Source organism: Streptococcus hillyeri, assembly GCF_003686955.1.
GTDB lineage: Bacteria > Bacillota > Bacilli > Lactobacillales > Streptococcaceae > Streptococcus > Streptococcus hillyeri.
Window position 1 is genome coordinate 20,443 of the sequence record NZ_RCVM01000001.1, and the last position, 18,781, is coordinate 39,223.

Annotated in this window: 14 protein-coding genes; 13 read left to right on the forward strand and 1 reads right to left on the reverse strand. The window is 38.2% G+C overall.

Features of this window, described 5'->3' with window-relative positions; genetic code table 11:
• Position 1 precedes the first annotated feature (1 nt).
• From EAF07_RS00095 to EAF07_RS00110, 4 genes are all read left to right on the forward strand, one after another.
• Positions 2–1,972 carry an FtsX-like permease family protein gene (locus tag EAF07_RS00095; RefSeq protein WP_121834271.1) on the forward strand — a complete coding sequence of 657 codons (1,971 nt, stop codon included), beginning with the start codon at positions 2–4 and terminating at the stop codon, positions 1,970–1,972.
• 111 nt (positions 1,973–2,083) lie between these two features.
• Positions 2,084–2,746, forward strand: a complete 663-nt coding sequence (locus tag EAF07_RS00100; RefSeq protein ID WP_121834272.1) for a response regulator transcription factor — start codon at positions 2,084–2,086, stop codon at positions 2,744–2,746.
• Positions 2,743–3,684: a sensor histidine kinase gene (locus EAF07_RS00105; RefSeq protein ID WP_121834273.1), complete on the forward strand. Its 942-nt coding sequence runs from the start codon at positions 2,743–2,745 to the stop codon at positions 3,682–3,684. Before EAF07_RS00100 ends, EAF07_RS00105 begins: the two co-directional genes overlap by 4 nt.
• Positions 3,685–3,900: 216 nt before the next feature.
• Positions 3,901–5,454 (forward strand): MFS transporter, encoded by a 1,554-nt coding sequence (locus EAF07_RS00110; protein WP_121834274.1) that lies wholly within the window; start codon positions 3,901–3,903, stop codon positions 5,452–5,454.
• A gap of 45 nt (positions 5,455–5,499) precedes the next feature.
• Here the strand turns inward: EAF07_RS00110 and EAF07_RS00115 are convergent, their stop codons facing one another.
• Positions 5,500–6,648: a helix-turn-helix transcriptional regulator gene (locus tag EAF07_RS00115; RefSeq protein WP_183121622.1), complete on the reverse strand. Its 1,149-nt coding sequence runs from the start codon at positions 6,646–6,648 to the stop codon at positions 5,500–5,502.
• A gap of 184 nt (positions 6,649–6,832) precedes the next feature.
• Here EAF07_RS00115 and EAF07_RS00120 point away from each other — a divergent pair, with 184 nt between their 5' ends.
• The 9 genes from EAF07_RS00120 to EAF07_RS00160 all read left to right on the forward strand — a co-directional run bounded on the left by EAF07_RS00120 (position 6,833) and on the right by EAF07_RS00160 (position 18,770).
• Positions 6,833–8,215, forward strand: coding sequence for an MFS transporter (locus EAF07_RS00120; protein ID WP_121834276.1), 1,383 nt, complete (start codon positions 6,833–6,835; stop codon positions 8,213–8,215).
• Positions 8,215–9,495, forward strand: coding sequence for a carboxylesterase family protein (locus EAF07_RS00125; protein WP_121834277.1), 1,281 nt, complete (start codon positions 8,215–8,217; stop codon positions 9,493–9,495). Before EAF07_RS00120 ends, EAF07_RS00125 begins: the two co-directional genes overlap by 1 nt.
• 45 nt (positions 9,496–9,540) lie before the next feature.
• Positions 9,541–11,757, forward strand: coding sequence for a glycoside hydrolase family 2 protein (locus EAF07_RS00130; RefSeq protein ID WP_183121623.1), 2,217 nt, complete (start codon positions 9,541–9,543; stop codon positions 11,755–11,757).
• A gap of 146 nt (positions 11,758–11,903) precedes the next feature.
• The gene (locus tag EAF07_RS00135) at positions 11,904–12,935 is read left to right on the forward strand and encodes a sugar kinase (RefSeq protein ID WP_121834279.1); all 1,032 of its coding nucleotides are present in this window, start codon (positions 11,904–11,906) and stop codon (positions 12,933–12,935) included.
• A 9-nt stretch (positions 12,936–12,944) separates the two neighbouring features.
• Positions 12,945–14,747 (forward strand): beta-glucuronidase, encoded by a 1,803-nt coding sequence (gene uidA, locus EAF07_RS00140; protein ID WP_121834280.1) that lies wholly within the window; start codon positions 12,945–12,947, stop codon positions 14,745–14,747.
• A 38-nt stretch (positions 14,748–14,785) separates the two neighbouring features.
• On the forward strand, positions 14,786–15,496 hold the full coding sequence (locus tag EAF07_RS00145; protein WP_121834281.1) for a FadR/GntR family transcriptional regulator: 711 nt from the start codon (positions 14,786–14,788) through the stop codon (positions 15,494–15,496).
• Positions 15,497–15,605: 109 nt separating this feature from the next.
• Positions 15,606–16,226: a bifunctional 4-hydroxy-2-oxoglutarate aldolase/2-dehydro-3-deoxy-phosphogluconate aldolase gene (locus tag EAF07_RS00150; protein ID WP_121834282.1), complete on the forward strand. Its 621-nt coding sequence runs from the start codon at positions 15,606–15,608 to the stop codon at positions 16,224–16,226.
• 4 nt (positions 16,227–16,230) lie between these two features.
• The gene (uxaC, locus tag EAF07_RS00155; RefSeq protein ID WP_121834283.1) at positions 16,231–17,628 is read left to right on the forward strand and encodes a glucuronate isomerase; all 1,398 of its coding nucleotides are present in this window, start codon (positions 16,231–16,233) and stop codon (positions 17,626–17,628) included.
• A 47-nt stretch (positions 17,629–17,675) separates the two neighbouring features.
• Positions 17,676–18,770 carry a mannonate dehydratase gene (locus EAF07_RS00160; RefSeq protein ID WP_121834284.1) on the forward strand — a complete coding sequence of 365 codons (1,095 nt, stop codon included), beginning with the start codon at positions 17,676–17,678 and terminating at the stop codon, positions 18,768–18,770.
• The last annotated feature ends 11 nt before the right edge of the window (positions 18,771–18,781 follow it).

Consider the following 18,781-nt stretch of genomic DNA (forward strand, 5'->3'; position numbering starts at 1 on the left):
TATGTTTTATTTAAAACTGGCTTGGAATAACATCAAGTCATCGAAAAAGGCCTATGCTCCGTTTCTCTTGGCAAGTTTTGTCCTTTATAGTCTGACGTGTTCCATTTTGCTTATCATGACTAGTCCGATGAGAGAAAGAATGGATACGGCTGCTATTATCTTACCTCTAGGTGTGGTGGTGCTAACCATTTTGTCTATTGCGATGGAGATTTACAGCTATAATATTCTCCTTAAACAGCGAAGTAAAGAATTTGGACTTTATAATATTTTAGGGATGAATAAGCGTCAGGTGGGCTGGGTATCAACTCTCGAATTAGGGATTATTTTCCTCATTCTAGTGATTTTAGGGTCAATTTTCTCTGGGATTTTTGCCAATTTTCTTTATCTGATTTTTGTTAATATCATCAATTATGATAAGTTGATTTTGACCTTGTCGCCATTGGCGTTTGTCCTAAATGCGTTGCTTTTTGCGGGAATCTTCTTTATTCTTATGCTAGTTGGTTTGCGTCGTATTGGTAAAACCTCTCCGCTCAGCTTGTTCAAAAGTAGTGAGCAGGGTGAAAAAGAACCGCGTGGTAATATGCTTCTAGCTTTTCTCAGCGTTCTCTTTATTGGTGCAGGCTACGGGATTTCGATTTATTCTAAGGATTTGTCAGCTCTCTTGGTTATTCTCTACTTCTTTGTAGCGGTGGTGCTAGTCATTTTAGGGACTTATCTTTTCTATATTAGCTTTATGGCTTGGTATTTGAAGAAAAAGCGGAGCAATAAAGGCTATTTCTATCAACCGAAGCACTTTATCACGACTAGTCAGATGATTTTCCGCATGAAGGCTAACGCTGCAGGACTTGCAAGTATCACCCTCTTGTCAGTTATGGCCTTTGTTTCAATTGGGACAACAGCTGCGCTTTATGCCAATACGCAAACACAAACCAACAAAATATTTCCTAATTCAGCCAAGATTTCATTGACTGTAGATGGCTTTTCAGATGAAGGTCAGGCATTACTGGATAAATATGTTTTGAGTAAATTGGATTCTAAGAAAAAAGTGGTTGGTTACACATCCTCCCTCATTAGTTTTCCACTAGAAAATCGTGACCGTATCTCCTATGCAAACATAGAAGAAATGATGCAAAAAGGCGCTGAAACAGGATTTGTTTTTGTCGTTACCCAAGATGATTTTAAAAAATTAGGTAATGATGTTCCTAACTTGTCTGCTAATCAAGTTGCCTTCTTTAAACAACAAGGAAACAGTCATTACAAGACCATGAACTTGTTAGGTAATCAATTTGATGTCGTTAAAAATTATAAAACAGCTCTTATCCCAGAAGTTTATTATATCTATAATGGAGCAGTGATGGTCGTTGCCAATGAAGAAGTAGCTTCAAGGTTAAAAACCTCCTTTAAGGAGATTATGGATTCTGCGGTGACTTTTCCACCAAATACCTACACGGCTCATCTCGATTTAACGAAAGAAGAGGCTGAGAAACTAAACTTGGCTAGTGGTGTTGGTATTGTTGATGATGCTGGAAATGGTATTGGTGATATTCAATTTAGACAGGATGCTCTTGATGAAGGTTACACCTTGTTTGGTGGTATGCTCTTTACAGGTGTGGTTCTAGGTCTATCATTCCTACTTGGTGCAGCTTTGATTATTTACTATAAACAATATTCAGAAGGTCAGGAAGATAAGAAATCTTATAAGATTCTCCAAGAAGTTGGAATGTCAAAAGAGGATGTTAAGAAAACCATTTCTTCTCAAACTATTTTAGTTTTCTTTATGCCATTGGGAATTGCGGCGCTGCATTATGTAGTGGCTATTCCGATGTTAAAACAAATGCTTCTTTTCTTTGGGGTTGCTAGCAGTAATTTAGTTTACCTAGTGGCTGGGGTTACCATGCTCATCATTGGTATCCTCTATTATGGTATTTACAAAATCACTAGCAGAACTTATTATAAATTAGTTGAAAGATAATCATAAGAAGCACCTGTTCTAAAATTAGCAGGTGCTTTCTTGATTTATCATCTAAAAACGACTACAATATTTTCAGATAGTTATGTTAGTGTTCTTAAAAGGGCTTGAAAAATGAAAAAAGATAAAATTTTTATTGTTGAAGATGATGAGACTATTGTGTCGTTACTGAAAGGGCATTTGGGACAACAGTATGAGGTGTTTAGTGTGTCAAATTTTCGTGCGGTTAAGCAGGAGATTGAAGAGGTTAAGCCAGACCTGATTTTGGTGGATATTACACTTCCTTATTTTAATGGCTTTTACTGGACAACGGAGATTAGAAAGACATCAACTGTCCCTATTATTTTTATATCATCGAGTAATGATGAGATGAATATGGTTATGGCTCTAGACATGGGGGGTGATGATTATATCGCTAAGCCCTTCTCGATTAGTCTTTTGGATGCTAAAATTGGGGCTTTTTTACGGCGTTCGCATCAATTTACCAGTGAAGAATTGACGTTCAATGGTTTTACGCTCAGCCGTGACGGTGTCCTCTCTAGTTCGACTGAACAAATCCAGCTGTCGCCCACGGAAAACAAAATCCTAGCTTTGCTATTTTCCTATAAAGAAGAAGTGGTGAGTAAGGAGACGATTTTGGAGAAGCTGTGGGAGAGTGATGAGTTTATTGACCAGAATACGCTAAATGTCAATATGACACGCCTGCGGAAGAAAGTGGCTGGGCTTGGGTTTGACCATATTCATACGGTAAGAGGGGTTGGGTATTTACTCAAATGATGAAACATTATTTTAGGCAGTATGGGCTTTGGTATGTCTTGATTTTACTGCTATTAGCTGGTTTTTTAGGTTCTTTTATCTTGTATCACTTTCCCATCGCCTACTTTGGAATGGCTATTCTCTTTAACTTAGCGGTTTTTCTTCCTCTTAGTTTGTGGCATTTTTTTCGCTTTCATCACCAGATGAGGCTTTTAAGAGATTTTAGGGATTTGGAAGAAATAGCAGAGCTTTCAAGTCCGCTTGACGATGCCTATCAGAAGGCCTTATATGCGCGTGATGAGAAAGCGAGGCAAGAGGTTTTCAAGGTTAATAGTCAATCTTTGCGTCAACAAGATTTAATCAAAATGTGGGCCCATCAGATGAAGGTTCCCTTGTCAGCTATTTCTCTGATGGCTCAGACAAAACAATTGAATCCAGATGATGTTAATCAGCAAGTTTTGCGCCTAGAACGCTATTTAGAAACACTTTTGACCTATCTTAAATTTAGTGATAAGCAAGATGATTTTCGCTTTGAACACGTTTCCGTTAGTGCGTTGGTCAAAGAGTTAATCAAAAAATATCGCATTCTCTTTTTGCATAAACAGTTATCCGTTGATCTGACAGGTGAGTGGTTTTTAAAAACAGATAAAAAGTGGCTGACGTTTGCCCTGTCACAAATCTTAGACAATGCTATTAAATATAGTACCGCAGGTGGAAAAATAACGATTACTTTAACAGAAAATAGTGTCACAATAGCAGACCAGGGAATCGGTATCTTACCAGAAGATTTGCCCCGCCTTTTTGACGAAGGTTTCACAGGCTATAACGGGCATGAACACCAAAAAGCTTCAGGATTGGGACTCTACATGACCAAGCAAGTACTAGAACAGTTGAACCTGGATATAGAGGTCTCCAGCCAGATTGACGTAGGGACAACGGTGAAAGTGTTTAAGAAGTAGTTTCAAGAGGCAGTCGCAAGGCTGCTTTTTTGATTTGTAGTGTTAAATGAAGGGAGTTGTCTGATTAATTTGATGTTCATCAGACTAATTTTAGAAAAAATAGCTTAAAATGGAAAAAAACGTTGACAAGTCATCTGATGTATTGTAGAATGAGAATGTAAATAAAACGCTTACACAAGAAGTGTTCAGATACTAATTTTTATGGAGGTTTCCAAAATGGAAAAATCATTGGAAAAACGTACAGAAGACGTAACGTATAATCGTGCAAAATTATGGCAAATTATTTTATTTGCTATGAATAATTCCTCAACTAACATTTATTTAGTTGCTTTTACATTTGTGACTTATTTGTCAACAGGTGTCCTTGGTCTGGCTGCGATATTTGTTAGTCAATTAATGGGCTATATTCGTATTTTTGATGGTTTTATTGATCCAACAATTGGTGTTATCATTGATAAAACAGAAACAGCTTTTGGGAAATATCGCCCAATTCTTGTTTTAGGTAATATTATCACAGCCAGCTCGCTTTTTATGATGTTGGGATTAGGTGGTGTTAGTGAGAGTGTACGTTTACCGCTTTTTGTTCTCGTGATGATTATCCATAAAATTGGTTATTCACTCCAACAAACAATTACAAAAGCTGGTCAGGTAGCACTTACTAATGATCCAAAACAACGTCCAATTTTTAATATCGTTGATGGTATTGCAACAACTGTTCTTATGACAGGAAGTCAAGTGGTCGTATCAGGAACACTGGTTCCTAAACATGGCGGTTTCACACCAGGATTTTTCCAAGAACTTTTCATTGGTGTTGTTGTAATTTCTGCTGTGCTTGGTGTTTTAGCTATTATTGGTATTTGGGAAAAAGACAATAAACAGTATTTTGGTCTTGGTGAAAAAACACAGGAAACGAAATTACGTGATTATTGGAAAGTTATTAAAGGAAACAAACCACTTCAAGTTCTGTCTATTTCAGCAGCTTTTGTAAAATTTGTAGCACAATTATTTGGTGACTCAGTTGTTGGTGTCATGCTCTATGGTATTGTTTTTGGAGATTATGCACTTTCTGGAAAAATGTCAATGCTACTAATCCTACCTGGTATTCTTGTGACAGTAGGAGCTGCTCAGTTGGCTCGTCGTAAAGGCTTACGTTTTGCATATGTTACAGCTCTTCAGCTCGGTATTGTTGGCTTGGTAGCTTTGGCGGTTCTTCTTTTCTCAGCTAAACCAGGAATGCTTGATTTAGCAGGATGGAATTTGTACACGATTGCTTTCTTTGTCGTTTACATTATCGCTCGCTACGCCTCAACTGCCCCTTCTGGTTTAGTTTTAACAATGGGTGCTGATATTACAGACTATGAAACATCTGTATCAGGTCGCTATCTTTCTGGTATGATTGGAACAATCTTCTCATTGACTGACTCAATTGCTTCTTCATTTGCTCCTATGGTAGTTGGTTTTGTCCTTGCAGGTATTGGCTTTGGAAAAGAATTTCCAACGGTTGAAACGGCATTTTCTAATGATTTGAAAATGGCATTGATTACACTTATGACGTTAATTCCAGCAGGAGTTTTATGTCTTTCATTATTCTTGATGAAATTCTACAAACTTGATCGTGAAGAAATGGCGCGTATTCAAGAGAAAATCCATGTCATGAAAGCAGCAAAAGATGATGAACGTGTTCAAGCAATTGCGAAAAATGTTCCGCTAACAGATATGGACTACGTTGATGTGACACAATATAAAGTTGATCAATACGACGAAAAATAAGATAGACAAAAAAACATGGCGAATTGTCCATGTTTTTTGTGTCTGTTAGGGAAGATGATGATTGATTTTACGATATTGACTTGGTGTCATTTGCTTAAGTTCTTTAAAGACTTTTGAGAAATAATCGCTGGATTGGAAGCCACAGCGTTCAGAAATTTCTAATATTGACAAGTTTTTATTGGAGAGTAATTCACAAGCTTTTTTGCTGCGGTATTTCTGGAGATAATCAGACAATGACATGTTGACTTCTTTGTGAAAGAGGCTGCTGAGATAATTTTTCGAAATGTGGCAATGCTCTGCTAATTGATTAAGCTTTATATTGTTTTGATAATGTTGGTCAATATAGAGTAAGGCATTTTGAATGATTGGTGAATAGTTAGAAGTATTGCGATAGCTTTTAACCAAATCACAGTAGAAAAAGATAATGGTGTGATCAAAGTTAATGAGGTCATCATTTGATGAAGCTTTCCAAATGGTTTTTGCAATCTGAGAAGATAATTTATCAATGTAAAAAGGTGGAATCTGTTGACTTTCTACGGCCTTTCGACATAAGGTATTAAAGGTACTAAAGCGTAATTTTGTGACTTCTAATAGATTCTCGGAACGTGATTTGAATGACAGACTATTTTGGAGTGTTTTGAGATAAATAGCTTGATCCGCATCGGCATGAGCAACTGCTGCAAGGATATCATTTTCAAGAGCGTAATAGCCTTCAATTGTATCGCTATAGTGATTCAAATCTTTTTGAGACTGAGATTTATCTAAATATTGTTTAGGTAAGATGGAGAGTTTAATTTTGCGATCACTGAGTGTACTAAAAAGAGTTAATAGGACATAATCAAGATGCTCTAAGTCAGGGAAAATAGTGAGTTGCTTAAAAAACTCTCCTTTCTTTTGATTTGTAGCTGGTATTTTTTTCGTTCTTATAGGTCCAATGGTGATATAGGAATCATCTGAAAGAAAGTAGAAAAGATAGTAGGTTAAGCCGAAATAATCTGTAATACGGGCAAGTTGAGTAGGAGTTATAAAACGCTGTAACACAACAATAAATCGGTCATATCCTTTAGAATCATAGAATGTTTTCCTAAATCCAAAATCTATCTCTTCGATAGTTGAAAAATGGTGTGAAAAGTGATGATAAGGAAGATTTAATAAATCAAGTGTTTTTTTGAATAATACAATATTTTTTTCCATAGAATTACCTCGATAGAGGTATTTTACCATAATATATTCCGATTTCTCCGAAAAAAAGTAACAATAATGATAGGATGTTAAGAAAAGGCAAATTATGATGTATACGGTGTGTGGTGTCTGTTGTTAAAAGAGAATATACTATAAATGTAAACGGATACATAAAAATTTTAAGGAGAATACTCAGATGAAAAAATTTGGTATTAAAGATCAAATTGGCTATATCTTTGGGGATTTAGCTGGTAGTATGGTAACAACTTATGTTAGTATGTTCTTTCTAACATTTTGTACCTATGTATTGGGGATCAGTCCACAGTATATGGCTGGCCTGTTTCTTTTTGCAAAGGTTTGGGATGCTGTCAACGATCCATTGATCGGTTCTATTCCAGATAAATTTATGATTGGGAAGTCAGGTGATCGCTTTAAACCGTATATTAAACTAGCTATGGTACCATTAGCACTCTCAGTATTGATTTGCTTTGCGGATGTGTCTGGTTGGCCAATGACCAGCAAGCAAATTTGGGTAGCCTTTGCTTATCTTTTCTATGATTTGTCTTATACAGGCACTTCAATGCCTTATGGTGCGATGGCTTCAGTTATCACTGATAAACCAGAGGAACGTATGAAGTTGTCACGTGCACGTAGTTTGGGCGGTATCGCAGTCGGCGTCCTTTTCATGCCAATCATCAACATGATGGTTTGGAATGCAGACCATACCCCAAATGTTAAAAACTATTTCCTAGTTGCAGCTGGTGCGGCTGTTGGTTCCCTTATTTTCTACAGTATTATGCTAGCAACTAGTACAGAACGTATTAAAACACCAAGTTCACAAAAAGCAAAACTCGCTAAAGATTATAGTTTTAAAGAAGTAATGCGTGATGCGCTTCGTAATCGTCCTTTATTTGGTATTATGTTAACAACAATTGGTGGTTTGATTGGTTCTTCAGCAGCTGGTACCCTTTCAATGTATCTTTACAGAGAATATTATCACAACCCACGTATCATGTCTGTCAGTTCATTGGTGAGTTTGCCAATTACAATGCTTTGTTTTTTTGCGGTTCCAAAATTAGCTAAGAAATTTGGTAAAAAGAATATTGTTCTTGTTGGTTTGGGTTACAATATGATTTTCTCACTTTGTCTGTACCTTTTCCCAATTAAAGATGCTATGACCTATCTGATTTTGTCAAATATTGCTTCTGCAGGTTCTCTTGTTTTTATGATTTTAACATGGGCATTTGTAACAGATGTTATTGACTACCAAGAGTTTAAAACAGGTCGTCGTGCAGACGGAACACTTTATTCGATCTATACGTTTAGTCGTAAAATTGGTAGTTCATTATCAAGTACATTGATGACTTTCTTGCTAGGTGTTATTGGTTTTGTATCTGGTATACCTGAACAAGCTCCAGGCGTTGGTGATGGTATTCGTACATTGGTAACATTGGCACCGGTTCTTGCTTGTGTGATTCAGTTTATTGGTATGGGACTAATCTACAATTTGACTCGTGAGAAAACAGAGGTTATTCATGACGAGTTAGCATCTCGTAAAGCGAGTAAAGAGGTAGTTTAATGGAAATAAAAACAAATTGTGGTGACTTACTAGGTATTTCTGAAGATGGTGTTCGCTGCTTTCTAGGAATTCCTTATGCTAAAGCAAAACGTTTTGAATTACCAGAAGAAATGATTCATTGGGAAGGTGAATATAACGCTACAGATTTTGGTACAGCCTGTGTTCAACGACGAACGTTTGTACCGGAGGCTGAGGATTCTTTCTACTATAATGAATTTCGAAAAGGATTATCATTTAACTATAGTGAAGATTGTCAGTTTCTCAATATTTGGACGCCTCAAAATGCTGATAATTGCCCAGTAATATTGTATATCCATGGCGGCGCTTTTCAATCTGGTGCTGGTAATGAGTTACCGTTTGATGGTACACATTTTGCTCAAAAAGGGATTATATTTGCCACCTGCAATTATCGTTTAGGACCATTAGGTTTTGCAAGTATTGATGATGAAGATGGCAAAAGAGCTAACTTTGGTTTGTATGATCAATTGACGGCGCTCAAATGGTTGTCTCATAATATTGAAGTGTTTGGCGGTAATCCTAAAAACATTACGTTGATGGGGCAATCTGCAGGTGCTATGAGTATTCAGCAGTTGGTTTGCTCGCCTCTAGCTAAGCCCTATATTTCTAAAGCAATCATGACAAGTGGAGGAGGGCTAGGAAGAGAGTTTGCCAAAGCTCAACCAATCGAAAAGGTAGTTCCTTTTTGGGAATCTGTGCGTGACGCTTTTTCACAAGAGGGAAAAGATTGGTGCATAGTACCTTGTCAGGAACTGTTTGATATGGTAAATGAATTGTTGCCGAAAGATAAAACCGCTATTGATTTTTTATCACCTTGCATTGATAGGGAACTGGTTCCATATAGCTCAGACGAATTGATGACAACCTTTGCTGAGACTGATATTCCTTACCTTCTTGGGACAACAAAGGATGATATGTTATCGGATACGTTACTTGAACTGGCTTCTTCCTGGAGAAAACGTCGTAATCAGATGGTTTCTAACTCAGCATATCAATTTTATCTCGCTAGAAACCTACCAGGTGATGAGGCAGGGACTTGGCATTCGAGTGATTTGTGGTATACTATTGGCAATTTGGAAAAATGCTGGCGCCCATTTACAGAGTGGGATTATCACATTTCAAATGTGTTACAAAAATATATTATCCAATTTGTGACAACGGGTAATCCTAATTCTCCAGAGCTTCCTAAGTGGGGCAGTGATGATGAGAAAATACTAATCATTGATGATTATACGATAGCTTATACTACGTTAGAAAGGTAAATTAAAGAACCTGTAATGAATTGCAGGTTCTTAATTAGGTGGGACATGAGAAAGATAACATTATTAAATGATAACTGGCAGTTTGATAGACTATCAAAAAAAGAATACGACAATCAAAGTCAGCCTGTGACTACTCAAAGTGTTACCATCCCTCACACGTGGTATGAAGAGGGGGTTGGTGACAATACGGGATATGGTTATTACAGAACGGTATTACAGAAAGATGATTTGGCATCTGGGTATCATTTCATCCGCTTCCAAGCAGTTAGTCTTATCGCGACTGTCTTATTTAATGGTCAAAAAATAGGTTATCATGAAGGTGGGTATTCTGCTTTTACAGTGGCTTTACCGACAGATAACTTGCAAGAGGAAAATGTTCTTGAGGTTTTTGTGTCTAATATTGTGAGTGATGAGATTTCACCAGCAGCGGGAGATTTTACCGTATTTGGTGGTATTCATCGCCGTGTCGAATGGCTACAATTTGATACAGACGATTATTTTGATGTGACTTATTTTGGAACCGATGGTGTTATTGTCAAAACCTCTCTAGAGGATTCTTTGGAACAAGGTCATCTTGTGATAACTCCTAAAGTGATAAAAAATGCCCCAGAGGGGAGTTATTTTAAAGCTGTGTTACAAGATGTAGACGGTAATATAGTTGATAGTTGGGTTTTTAATGAAGAACTTGATGTGATAATCAATCATCCTATATTATGGAATGGTCTTGAAAATCCGTATCTGTATACCGTTACTGTAACTTATGAAACCCCAGAAGCAATTTTGGATAGTGTCACAAAGTCAGTCGGTTTTAGACAGATTCAGCTATCTTCGTCATCTGGCTTTTATCTGAATGGTCAAAAAGTGAGATTAAATGGGGTTGCTCGTCATAACGATAGTGCGGTTGTGTATTCAGCAATAACAGATGATGAGATTACTCGTGACTTTGAAATGATTAAAGAAATTGGCGCAAATGCAATCCGCTTATCGCACTACCAACATCCTACAGAAGTGTATCAAAAGTCAGATGAAGAGGGCTATCTTGTTTGGGCTGAGATTCCTTTATTGAAAGTACATTTGACTGATGTAGCCAAAGCTAACGCCAAGCAGCAGATGGCTGAGTTATTGCTACAAAATGCTAATCATCCAAGTATTTGTTTTTGGGGTGTGCAAAATGAAGTTGCCATCTATACTGAGGATGACGTAGCGACTCCTTTTGTCGAAGAGGTAAAAGCCTATGCTGAGAGCTTGGACCAAACGCGTGTCTTTACTGTGGCTAATCTTTTTAGTGTTAAACCAGAAAGTCCCTTAAATCAAACTACAAAAATGGTTGGTTATAACATTTATTTTGGCTGGTATTATGGCAAAATGCAAGATTACGGCACTTTTTTGGACGATTGTCACGAGAAGTTGCCAGCAGTTGCTTTAGGAGTTTCAGAATATGGTGTGGATGCAAATAAAGCCTTTCATAGCTTAGATCCAAAGGTGCGAGACTACACAGAAGAATTTCAGGCGCTTTATCACGAGACGGTTTACCCACAAATTGAAGCGCGTGACTATCTTTGGGGAAGTTTCATCTGGAATATGTTTGATTTCTCAAGTAGTCATAGAGATGAAGGTGGTATTAAGTACCGTAATTTGAAAGGTCTAGTGACTTATGATCGTCAGAAAAAGAAAGATGCATTTTATTACTACAAGGCCAAATGGGCTAAGCAGCCATTTGTACATCTAGCAGGAAAAGATTTTTCAAAACGTACAGGAGATGTTCTGGTACTAAAAGCATACTCAAATCAGAAGCAAATTATTTTTGAAGTCATGGGACAACATTATTCTGTCGCTTCCAAGACTGGAGTCTTTACAATTGAAGTTCCATTTACTGAACAAGAACTTACAGTGAGGGTAACGGCTGGTACAGTATCTGACTGGTCAGTATTTACAAAAGTGACAGAATTACCTGAAGAATACACGTATAAAGATGCTCATCCAGGTGTTAACGTTCAAAATTGGTTTGAAACAGATGAGGAGAAGGAGAAGCTTTTCCCAGAAGATGTTTATTCCATTATGGACTCTACAGCAGTCTTATTATCCAATGCAGAAACGCTGTCAGTATTAGAAAAATTAATGCCTAAACATATTGCTAGTATGATTGAACGAGGTGGAAATATGCCTTTGCACCGTGTCATCTTTTATATGAGAGAAGCTTATTCAGAAGAAGATGTTCAGAAAATTAATGAAGGTCTGAAAAAGATAAAAAAAATAACTTAGTTTCATTCTAACAGAATAACTACACCTTTCGACGCTAAACGTTTGAAGGTGTTTTTAGTAGGATATATGAGTAACCGCTTGACAAATCATCAGATGAATTGTAGAATAATATTTGTAAAACGTTTTCAAAAAAAGGGAGTTGGCGTATGAAAATTAAAGCTTTTGGGGAAATCATGCTTCGTTTATCCCCTCCGCAACATCAGACGATGACGCAGGCAACGACTTTTGATTGTCAATTTGGTGGGTCGGAATTAAATGTATTGTCAACACTTGGGCAGTTAGGGCACCAAGTATCAATGATATCAGCGATTCCGGATAATGACATTGGTCATATGGCAGAATCTTTTCTTTTCGCTCATCAGATTGGACAAGAACATCTGGTCAAATCTGGCGAGAGATTGGGGATATATTACTATCAGAAAGGTTTCTCACTGCGTTCTAGTCGTGTTCTTTACGATAGAAAATACTCTTCATTTTATGAATCAACATTATCAGATTATGATCTAGATGCTATCTGTGATGATATGGAGTGGCTCCATGTCAGTGGGATAACGGTTGCTCTTAATCCTGAAATCTATAAGATTTCATTAGCTTTAATGGAGCGTGCAAAGGCAAAGGGGATTCCAATTTCTTTTGATTTAAACTATCGCGAAAGCCTTTGGGAATCTTTTGAACAGGCTAGGGTTGAGTTGTCTAAGCTGGTTTCCTTAGCAGATGTCTGTATTGGACTTGAGCCGATTTCACTATTGACTGACAAAGGGACAGACTTAAAGGATGAGATAGGGTTCACAAGGCCTTATCGTGATCGAGAAGCTCTGCTATTAGTCCTAAAAGAAATGGCGAAGCGCTATGAGTTGAAAACAATCGCCTTTACTGAGCGTGAAATTGGTGCAACGAATGAGTATGTGTTAAAAGCCTATCTTTACGATGGCGAGATGGAAACGTTGTATGAAACAGATCGTGAATCCATTCAAGTTCTGGATCGTGTTGGGACGGGAGACGCTTATACCGCAGGCATTATCTACGGCTTGATTGAAAAGGTACCAATGCAGGATGTTTTGGATATTGCGATGGCAAGCTTTAAGTTTAAACACACCATTGAAGGTGATATTAATATTGTAACCAAGAAGGATATTGAGCAACTGATGAAAAAAGGGGCTCAGGATATTAAACGTTAGGAGAAATATATGCTATACCCACAATTAACAAAAACACGCAGCCTTTATGATTTGAACGGCGTTTGGAATTTTAAATTAGGTGACCATAATCCTCAAGAAAAGCTCAGTTCTGAAACTGTTATGGTTGTTCCGACTTCGTTTAATGATGTTTCAGTTGATAAGGACATTCGTAACTATATCGGAGACTTTTGGTATGAGCGTGAAGTTGAGATTCCAAAAGTTAGTCGTGACGAAGAATTAGTGATACGCTTTGGTTCTGTAACTCACCGTGCCAAAGTGTATGTCAATGGAGAATTTCTTGGAGAGCATGAAGGTGGTTTTACCCCGTTTGAAATCATTGTTCCAGAAAGTTATTATCAAGAGCAAACGCTAAAAATCTCAGTATGTGCCAATAATGAGCTCAATTATACCACTTTGCCTGTTGGAAATTATTTTGAAGAAGTGCAAGAAGATGGTTCAGTCAAAAAAGTTGTGAAAGAGAATTTTGACTTCTTCAATTATGCTGGGATTCATCGACCAGTGAAATTAGTGGTACGTCCTAAGACACATATCTCAGACATCGTGATCGTGCCAACCTTGTCAGATGATTTGCGCACAGCTGATGTAGCTGTAACTGTGGCAACATCCGAAGCAGTTGATGAGGTTCGTGTGACGATTTTGGATGAAGAGAGAAAGATTGTTGCGACTGCTGAAAATGGCAGAGCGGTGATTCCAAATGCCCGCCTTTGGGAAGTTCTAGATGCTTATCTTTATACGGCGCAGGTAGAAGTTTATAAAGGTGGCGAGCTTGTTGATACTTATTCAGAGCCGTTTGGGGTTAGAAGTATCCGTGTCGCTGAGGGACAATTTTTGGTCAACGAAAAACCAGTTTATTTCAAAGGCTTTGGTAAACATGAAGATACCTTTATCAATGGACGTGGGTTGAACGAAGCAGCTAACCTTATGGACTTGAACCTTCTCAAAGAAATGGGAGCGAATTCATTCCGTACCTCTCATTATCCATACTCTGAAGAAATGATGCGTTTGGCAGACCGAATGGGTGTCTTAGTGATTGATGAAGTGCCCGCAGTTGGACTGTTCCAAAACTTCAGCGCTGCTTTGGATATTTTAGGAGATGGCGAAAAACCAAAAAATACTTGGGAAGTGATGCAGACGAAAGCAGCTCACGAACGAGTGATTGATGAATTGGTGGCACGTGATAAAAACCATGCTTGTGTTGTCATGTGGGTTGTGGCAAATGAACCTGCAAGCCATGAAGATGGTGCGCGTGACTATTTCAAACCATTAATTGAACGCTATCGTGACAATGACCCTCAAAAACGCCCTGTTACCTTGGTTAATATCATGAATGCTACACCTGATAAAGACCAAGTGCTAGATTTGGTTGATGTGGTATGCTTAAACCGTTATTATGGTTGGTATGTGGCTCATGGCGATTTGAAAAAAGCAGAGCTAGGACTTCAAAAAGAATTAGAAACGTGGCAAAATCTTTATCCAGACAAACCGATTCTCATCACAGAATACGGTGCTGATACCTTACCTGGATTGCACAGTATGTGGGATATTCCTTACACAGAGGAATATCAACGAGACTACTACGAAATGAATCATAAGGTCTTTGATACAATTCCTAATCTTATTGGTGAGCAAGTATGGAATTTTGCAGATTTTGAGACTAATGTGATGTTGATTCGTGTTAAAGGAAATCACAAGGGGCTCTTTTCACGCAATCGTGAACCTAAGATGATTGTCCATGACATTAAGAAACGCTGGACTAGCATTCCACATTACCATGATAAAAAGAAAAAATGATATACTAATATTAAGAAATTAATAGAGGAGTAAAGGCCATGGCGAAACCACGTGTGGAACAAGCAGCAGAACGACTTTGGAAATATATTGTTGACAATGAATTGGAAGTTGGGACAAAGCTTCCAAATGAATACGAGCTAGCAACAGTTTTAGAGGTGGGGCGTTCAACCGTTCGTGAAGCAGTTAGGGCGCTTGCGGGGCGCAATATCTTAGAAGTCCGCCAAGGTTCTGGGACATATATTAGTAGCAAAAAAGGGATTGCTGAAGATCCGCTAGGATTTTCATTAGTCAAAGACCGTGTCAAATTAACGACAGATTTATTTGAATTACGCTATTTATTAGAGCCTAGAATTGCAGAGCGAGCAGCACAATTTGCCACTGATGAAGATATTGAAAACCTCGAAAAAGTGGTTATCGCTATTGAAGAAGCTGTTGAAAAAGGTGACCCTGTTCATTTGGAATTGGATGTTAAATTCCACACCATGTTAGCTGAAATGAGTGGTAATATTGCGATGACGAGTTTATCACCTGTCATCAATGAGTCCATTCATTTAATCAATGAAGATTACACAAGTCGTCAGATGAAGGACTCTAGTTTAAAAGCACATCGTAATATTCTTCACGCTATTAAAACGAGACATCCTATCGCTGCCTATGATAGTATGCTGGGACATATCCTAGAAGTGAGACAAACAGTTTTAGCTGAGTGGTTTAATAAGGATATTCCATTGCATGGCATGCGTCGATAATAAATAGAAATCAGGGAGAAAAACTCCCTGATTTTTTGCTTTATCGTTGACAAATCATCTGACGAATTATATAATATAACCATGATAACGATTACAAATGGAGGTTATTATGTTAGAAACGTTGAAACAAAATTACTTTTTTGCAGTGGTTCGCGGAAAGACAGAAGAAGATGCTAAAGAAATTTCTCGCTATGCTATAAAAGGTGGTATTCGAAATATTGAGATTACCTTCTCAACACCAAATGCTGCCAAAGTCATTCGTGAATTATCAGATGAATTTTCAGATAGGGATGATGTTGTTGTGGGGGCTGGTACTGTTATGACGACAGAGTTGGCGCAAGAAGCGATAGCAGCAGGGGCGAAATTTTTAGTCAGTCCTCATTTTTCACCAGCGATTCAAGAAGTTGCAAAGAAAGCTGATAACCTTTATTTCCCTGGTTGTGCGACAGTAACTGAAATTGTTTCAGCGATGGAAGCTGGATGTCAGATTATCAAACTATTCCCTGGTGGGGTACTTGGTCCTGGTTTTATCAAGGATGTTCATGGTCCAATTCCACAAGTGGATTTGATGCCTTCTGGCGGTGTATCTATTGACAATATTGCTGCTTGGAAAAAAGCTGGCGCTTGTGCCGTTGGTATCGGATCTGCTCTTGCAAGCAAAGTCGCTACTGATGGTTATGAAAGTGTCACTGAAATAGCAAAAGCATTTATTGAAGCAGCAGGAGAATAATCGTATGACTTTTAATGATAAGAATTTTATGCTCAAAAATGAGCCAGCACAAAAAATTTATGAACAAATTAAGGATCAACCAATTTTTGACTACCACTGTCACCTTGATCCAAAAGAGATTTTTGAGGACAAGGTTTATGATAACATCGTTGACCTTTGGTTGGGGGGAGATCATTATAAATGGCGCTTGATGCGTGCTAATGGTGTTTCTGAAGAGGAAATTACTGGTTCTGCATCAAAGCTGGATAAATTCAAAGCCTTTGCTCGTACACTTGAAAAAGCCTATGGGAATCCTGTTTATCACTGGTCAGCAATGGAGTTGAAAAATGTTTTTGGCGTTGAGGAGACTTTGACAGAAAGCAATGCTGAAAGACTTTATCATCAGTTGAATGATTACTTGGTGGAACATCACATTAGCCCACGTAAGCTTATCGCTGATAGCAAAGTTACATTTATCGGTACGACAGATCATCCCTTAGATGATTTGGAGTGGCACCAAAAACTGGCAGCAGATAGCAGTTTTGATACTGTGGTTGCTCCTACTTTCCGACCTGATGAAGCATTTATTGAACACCGCAATTTCGTCAATTTTGTTAATCGTCTCAGTGATAAGACAGCTCTTGAAATCACGGATTTTAGCTCCTTTGTCAAAGCACTTGAAAAACGGATTGCTTATTTTGCAGAACATGGTTGTAAGGCGAGTGATATTAGTTTTACAGAAATTGTTTTTGAGCCAGCGACGAAAGCTGAATTGGATCAACTTTTTGGAAAAGTTAAAGCGGGTGATACGCCTAATCTTTTGGAAATCAAACAATGGCAGACAGCTGTGTTTGCAGAATTATGCCGTCTTTATAAGCAATATGGCTTTGTGACTCAGGTTCATTTTGGGGCGCTACGCAATAACCACTCAGGTATTTTCAATAAGCTTGGAGCAGACGTCGGTGTTGATTCGCTTGGTGATCAGACAGCACTTGCTATCAGCATGAACCGTCTTTTGGATGACTTGGTACAAAAGGATTCGTTACCAAGAATGATTTGGTATAACCTGAATCCAGCCTATAATATTGCGGTTGCCAACACCCTTCAAAATTTTCAAGCTAATGAGGATGGTGTACCTGGCTACCTACAGTTTGGTGCTGGTTGGTGGTTTGCTGATACCAAACTTGGCATGATTAGTCAGATGAATGCATTAGCTGAGCAAGGTATGCTTGCTAATTTTGTAGGTATGTTGACGGATTCGCGTAGCTTCTTATCTTATCAACGTCATGATTATTTCAGACGCATTTTATCTAATTATCTAGGTGAATGGATTGTTGATGGGGAGGTACCAGAAGACTATGAGGCGCTTGGTCAAGTAGCTAAAGATATTTCATACCACAATGCAGTAGCTTATTTTGCATAGTGTTCATGATAGAACATCAATGAGAAAAAAGAATTGGAGATTAAAAAATGAAAATGTCATTTCGTTGGTACGGAAAAAAAGACCCCGTTACCTTAGAGGAAATCAAAGCCATTCCTGGCATGCAAGGAATTGTAACAGCTGTTTATGATGTGCCAGTTGGTCAAGCTTGGCCATTGGAAAATATTCTCGAACTTAAAAAGATGGTAGAAGATGCCGGTCTTGAAATTACAGTCATCGAATCTATCCCTGTTCATGAGGATATAAAACAAGGTAAACCTAACCGTGACGAATTAATCGAAAACTACAAGACCTCCATTAAAAATGTTGGAGCAGCTGGGATTCCAGTAGTTTGTTATAACTTTATGCCAGTCTTTGACTGGACACGTTCTGACCTAAATCATCCCCTACCAGATGGATCGACGTCACTTGCTTTCTTAAAATCTGATTTAGAAGGTGTTGATCCTGTTGCAGATGATTTAAATTTACCAGGTTGGGATTCTTCTTATTCAAAAGAAGAAATGAAAGCTATCATTGAAAACTACCGTGAAAATATTTCTGAGGAAGATCTTTGGTCAAATTTGGAATATTTCATCAAAGCGATTATGCCAACTGCAGAAGCAGCAGGTGTTAAAATGGCGATTCACCCAGATGATCCGCCGTACGGTATCTTTGGATTGCCACGCATTATCACTGGTCAAGAGGCGGTTGAACGCTTCCTTGATATCTATGATTCTGAAAATAACGGAATTACCATGTGTGTTGGTTCTTATGCTTCTGATCCTAAAAATGATGTGATTGCAATGACAGAATACGCATTGAAGCGTAATCGTATTAACTTTATGCACACACGAAATGTGACTGCAGGAGACTGGGGCTTCCAAGAAACAGCGCATTTATCTGAAGCAGGTGACATTGACATGAATGCCATTGTGAAGTTACTTGTGGATTATGATTGGCAAGGTAGTTTGAGACCTGACCATGGTCGTCGTATCTGGGGAGACCAAACGAAGACACCAGGTTATGGTTTATTTGACCGTGCCTTAGGAGCGACCTATTTCAATGGTCTTTATGAAGCAAATATGCGTGCGGCTGGAAAGACACCAGATTTTGGTACCCGTGTCAAAACTGTTGGTGATAAGTAATAAGAAAGGGA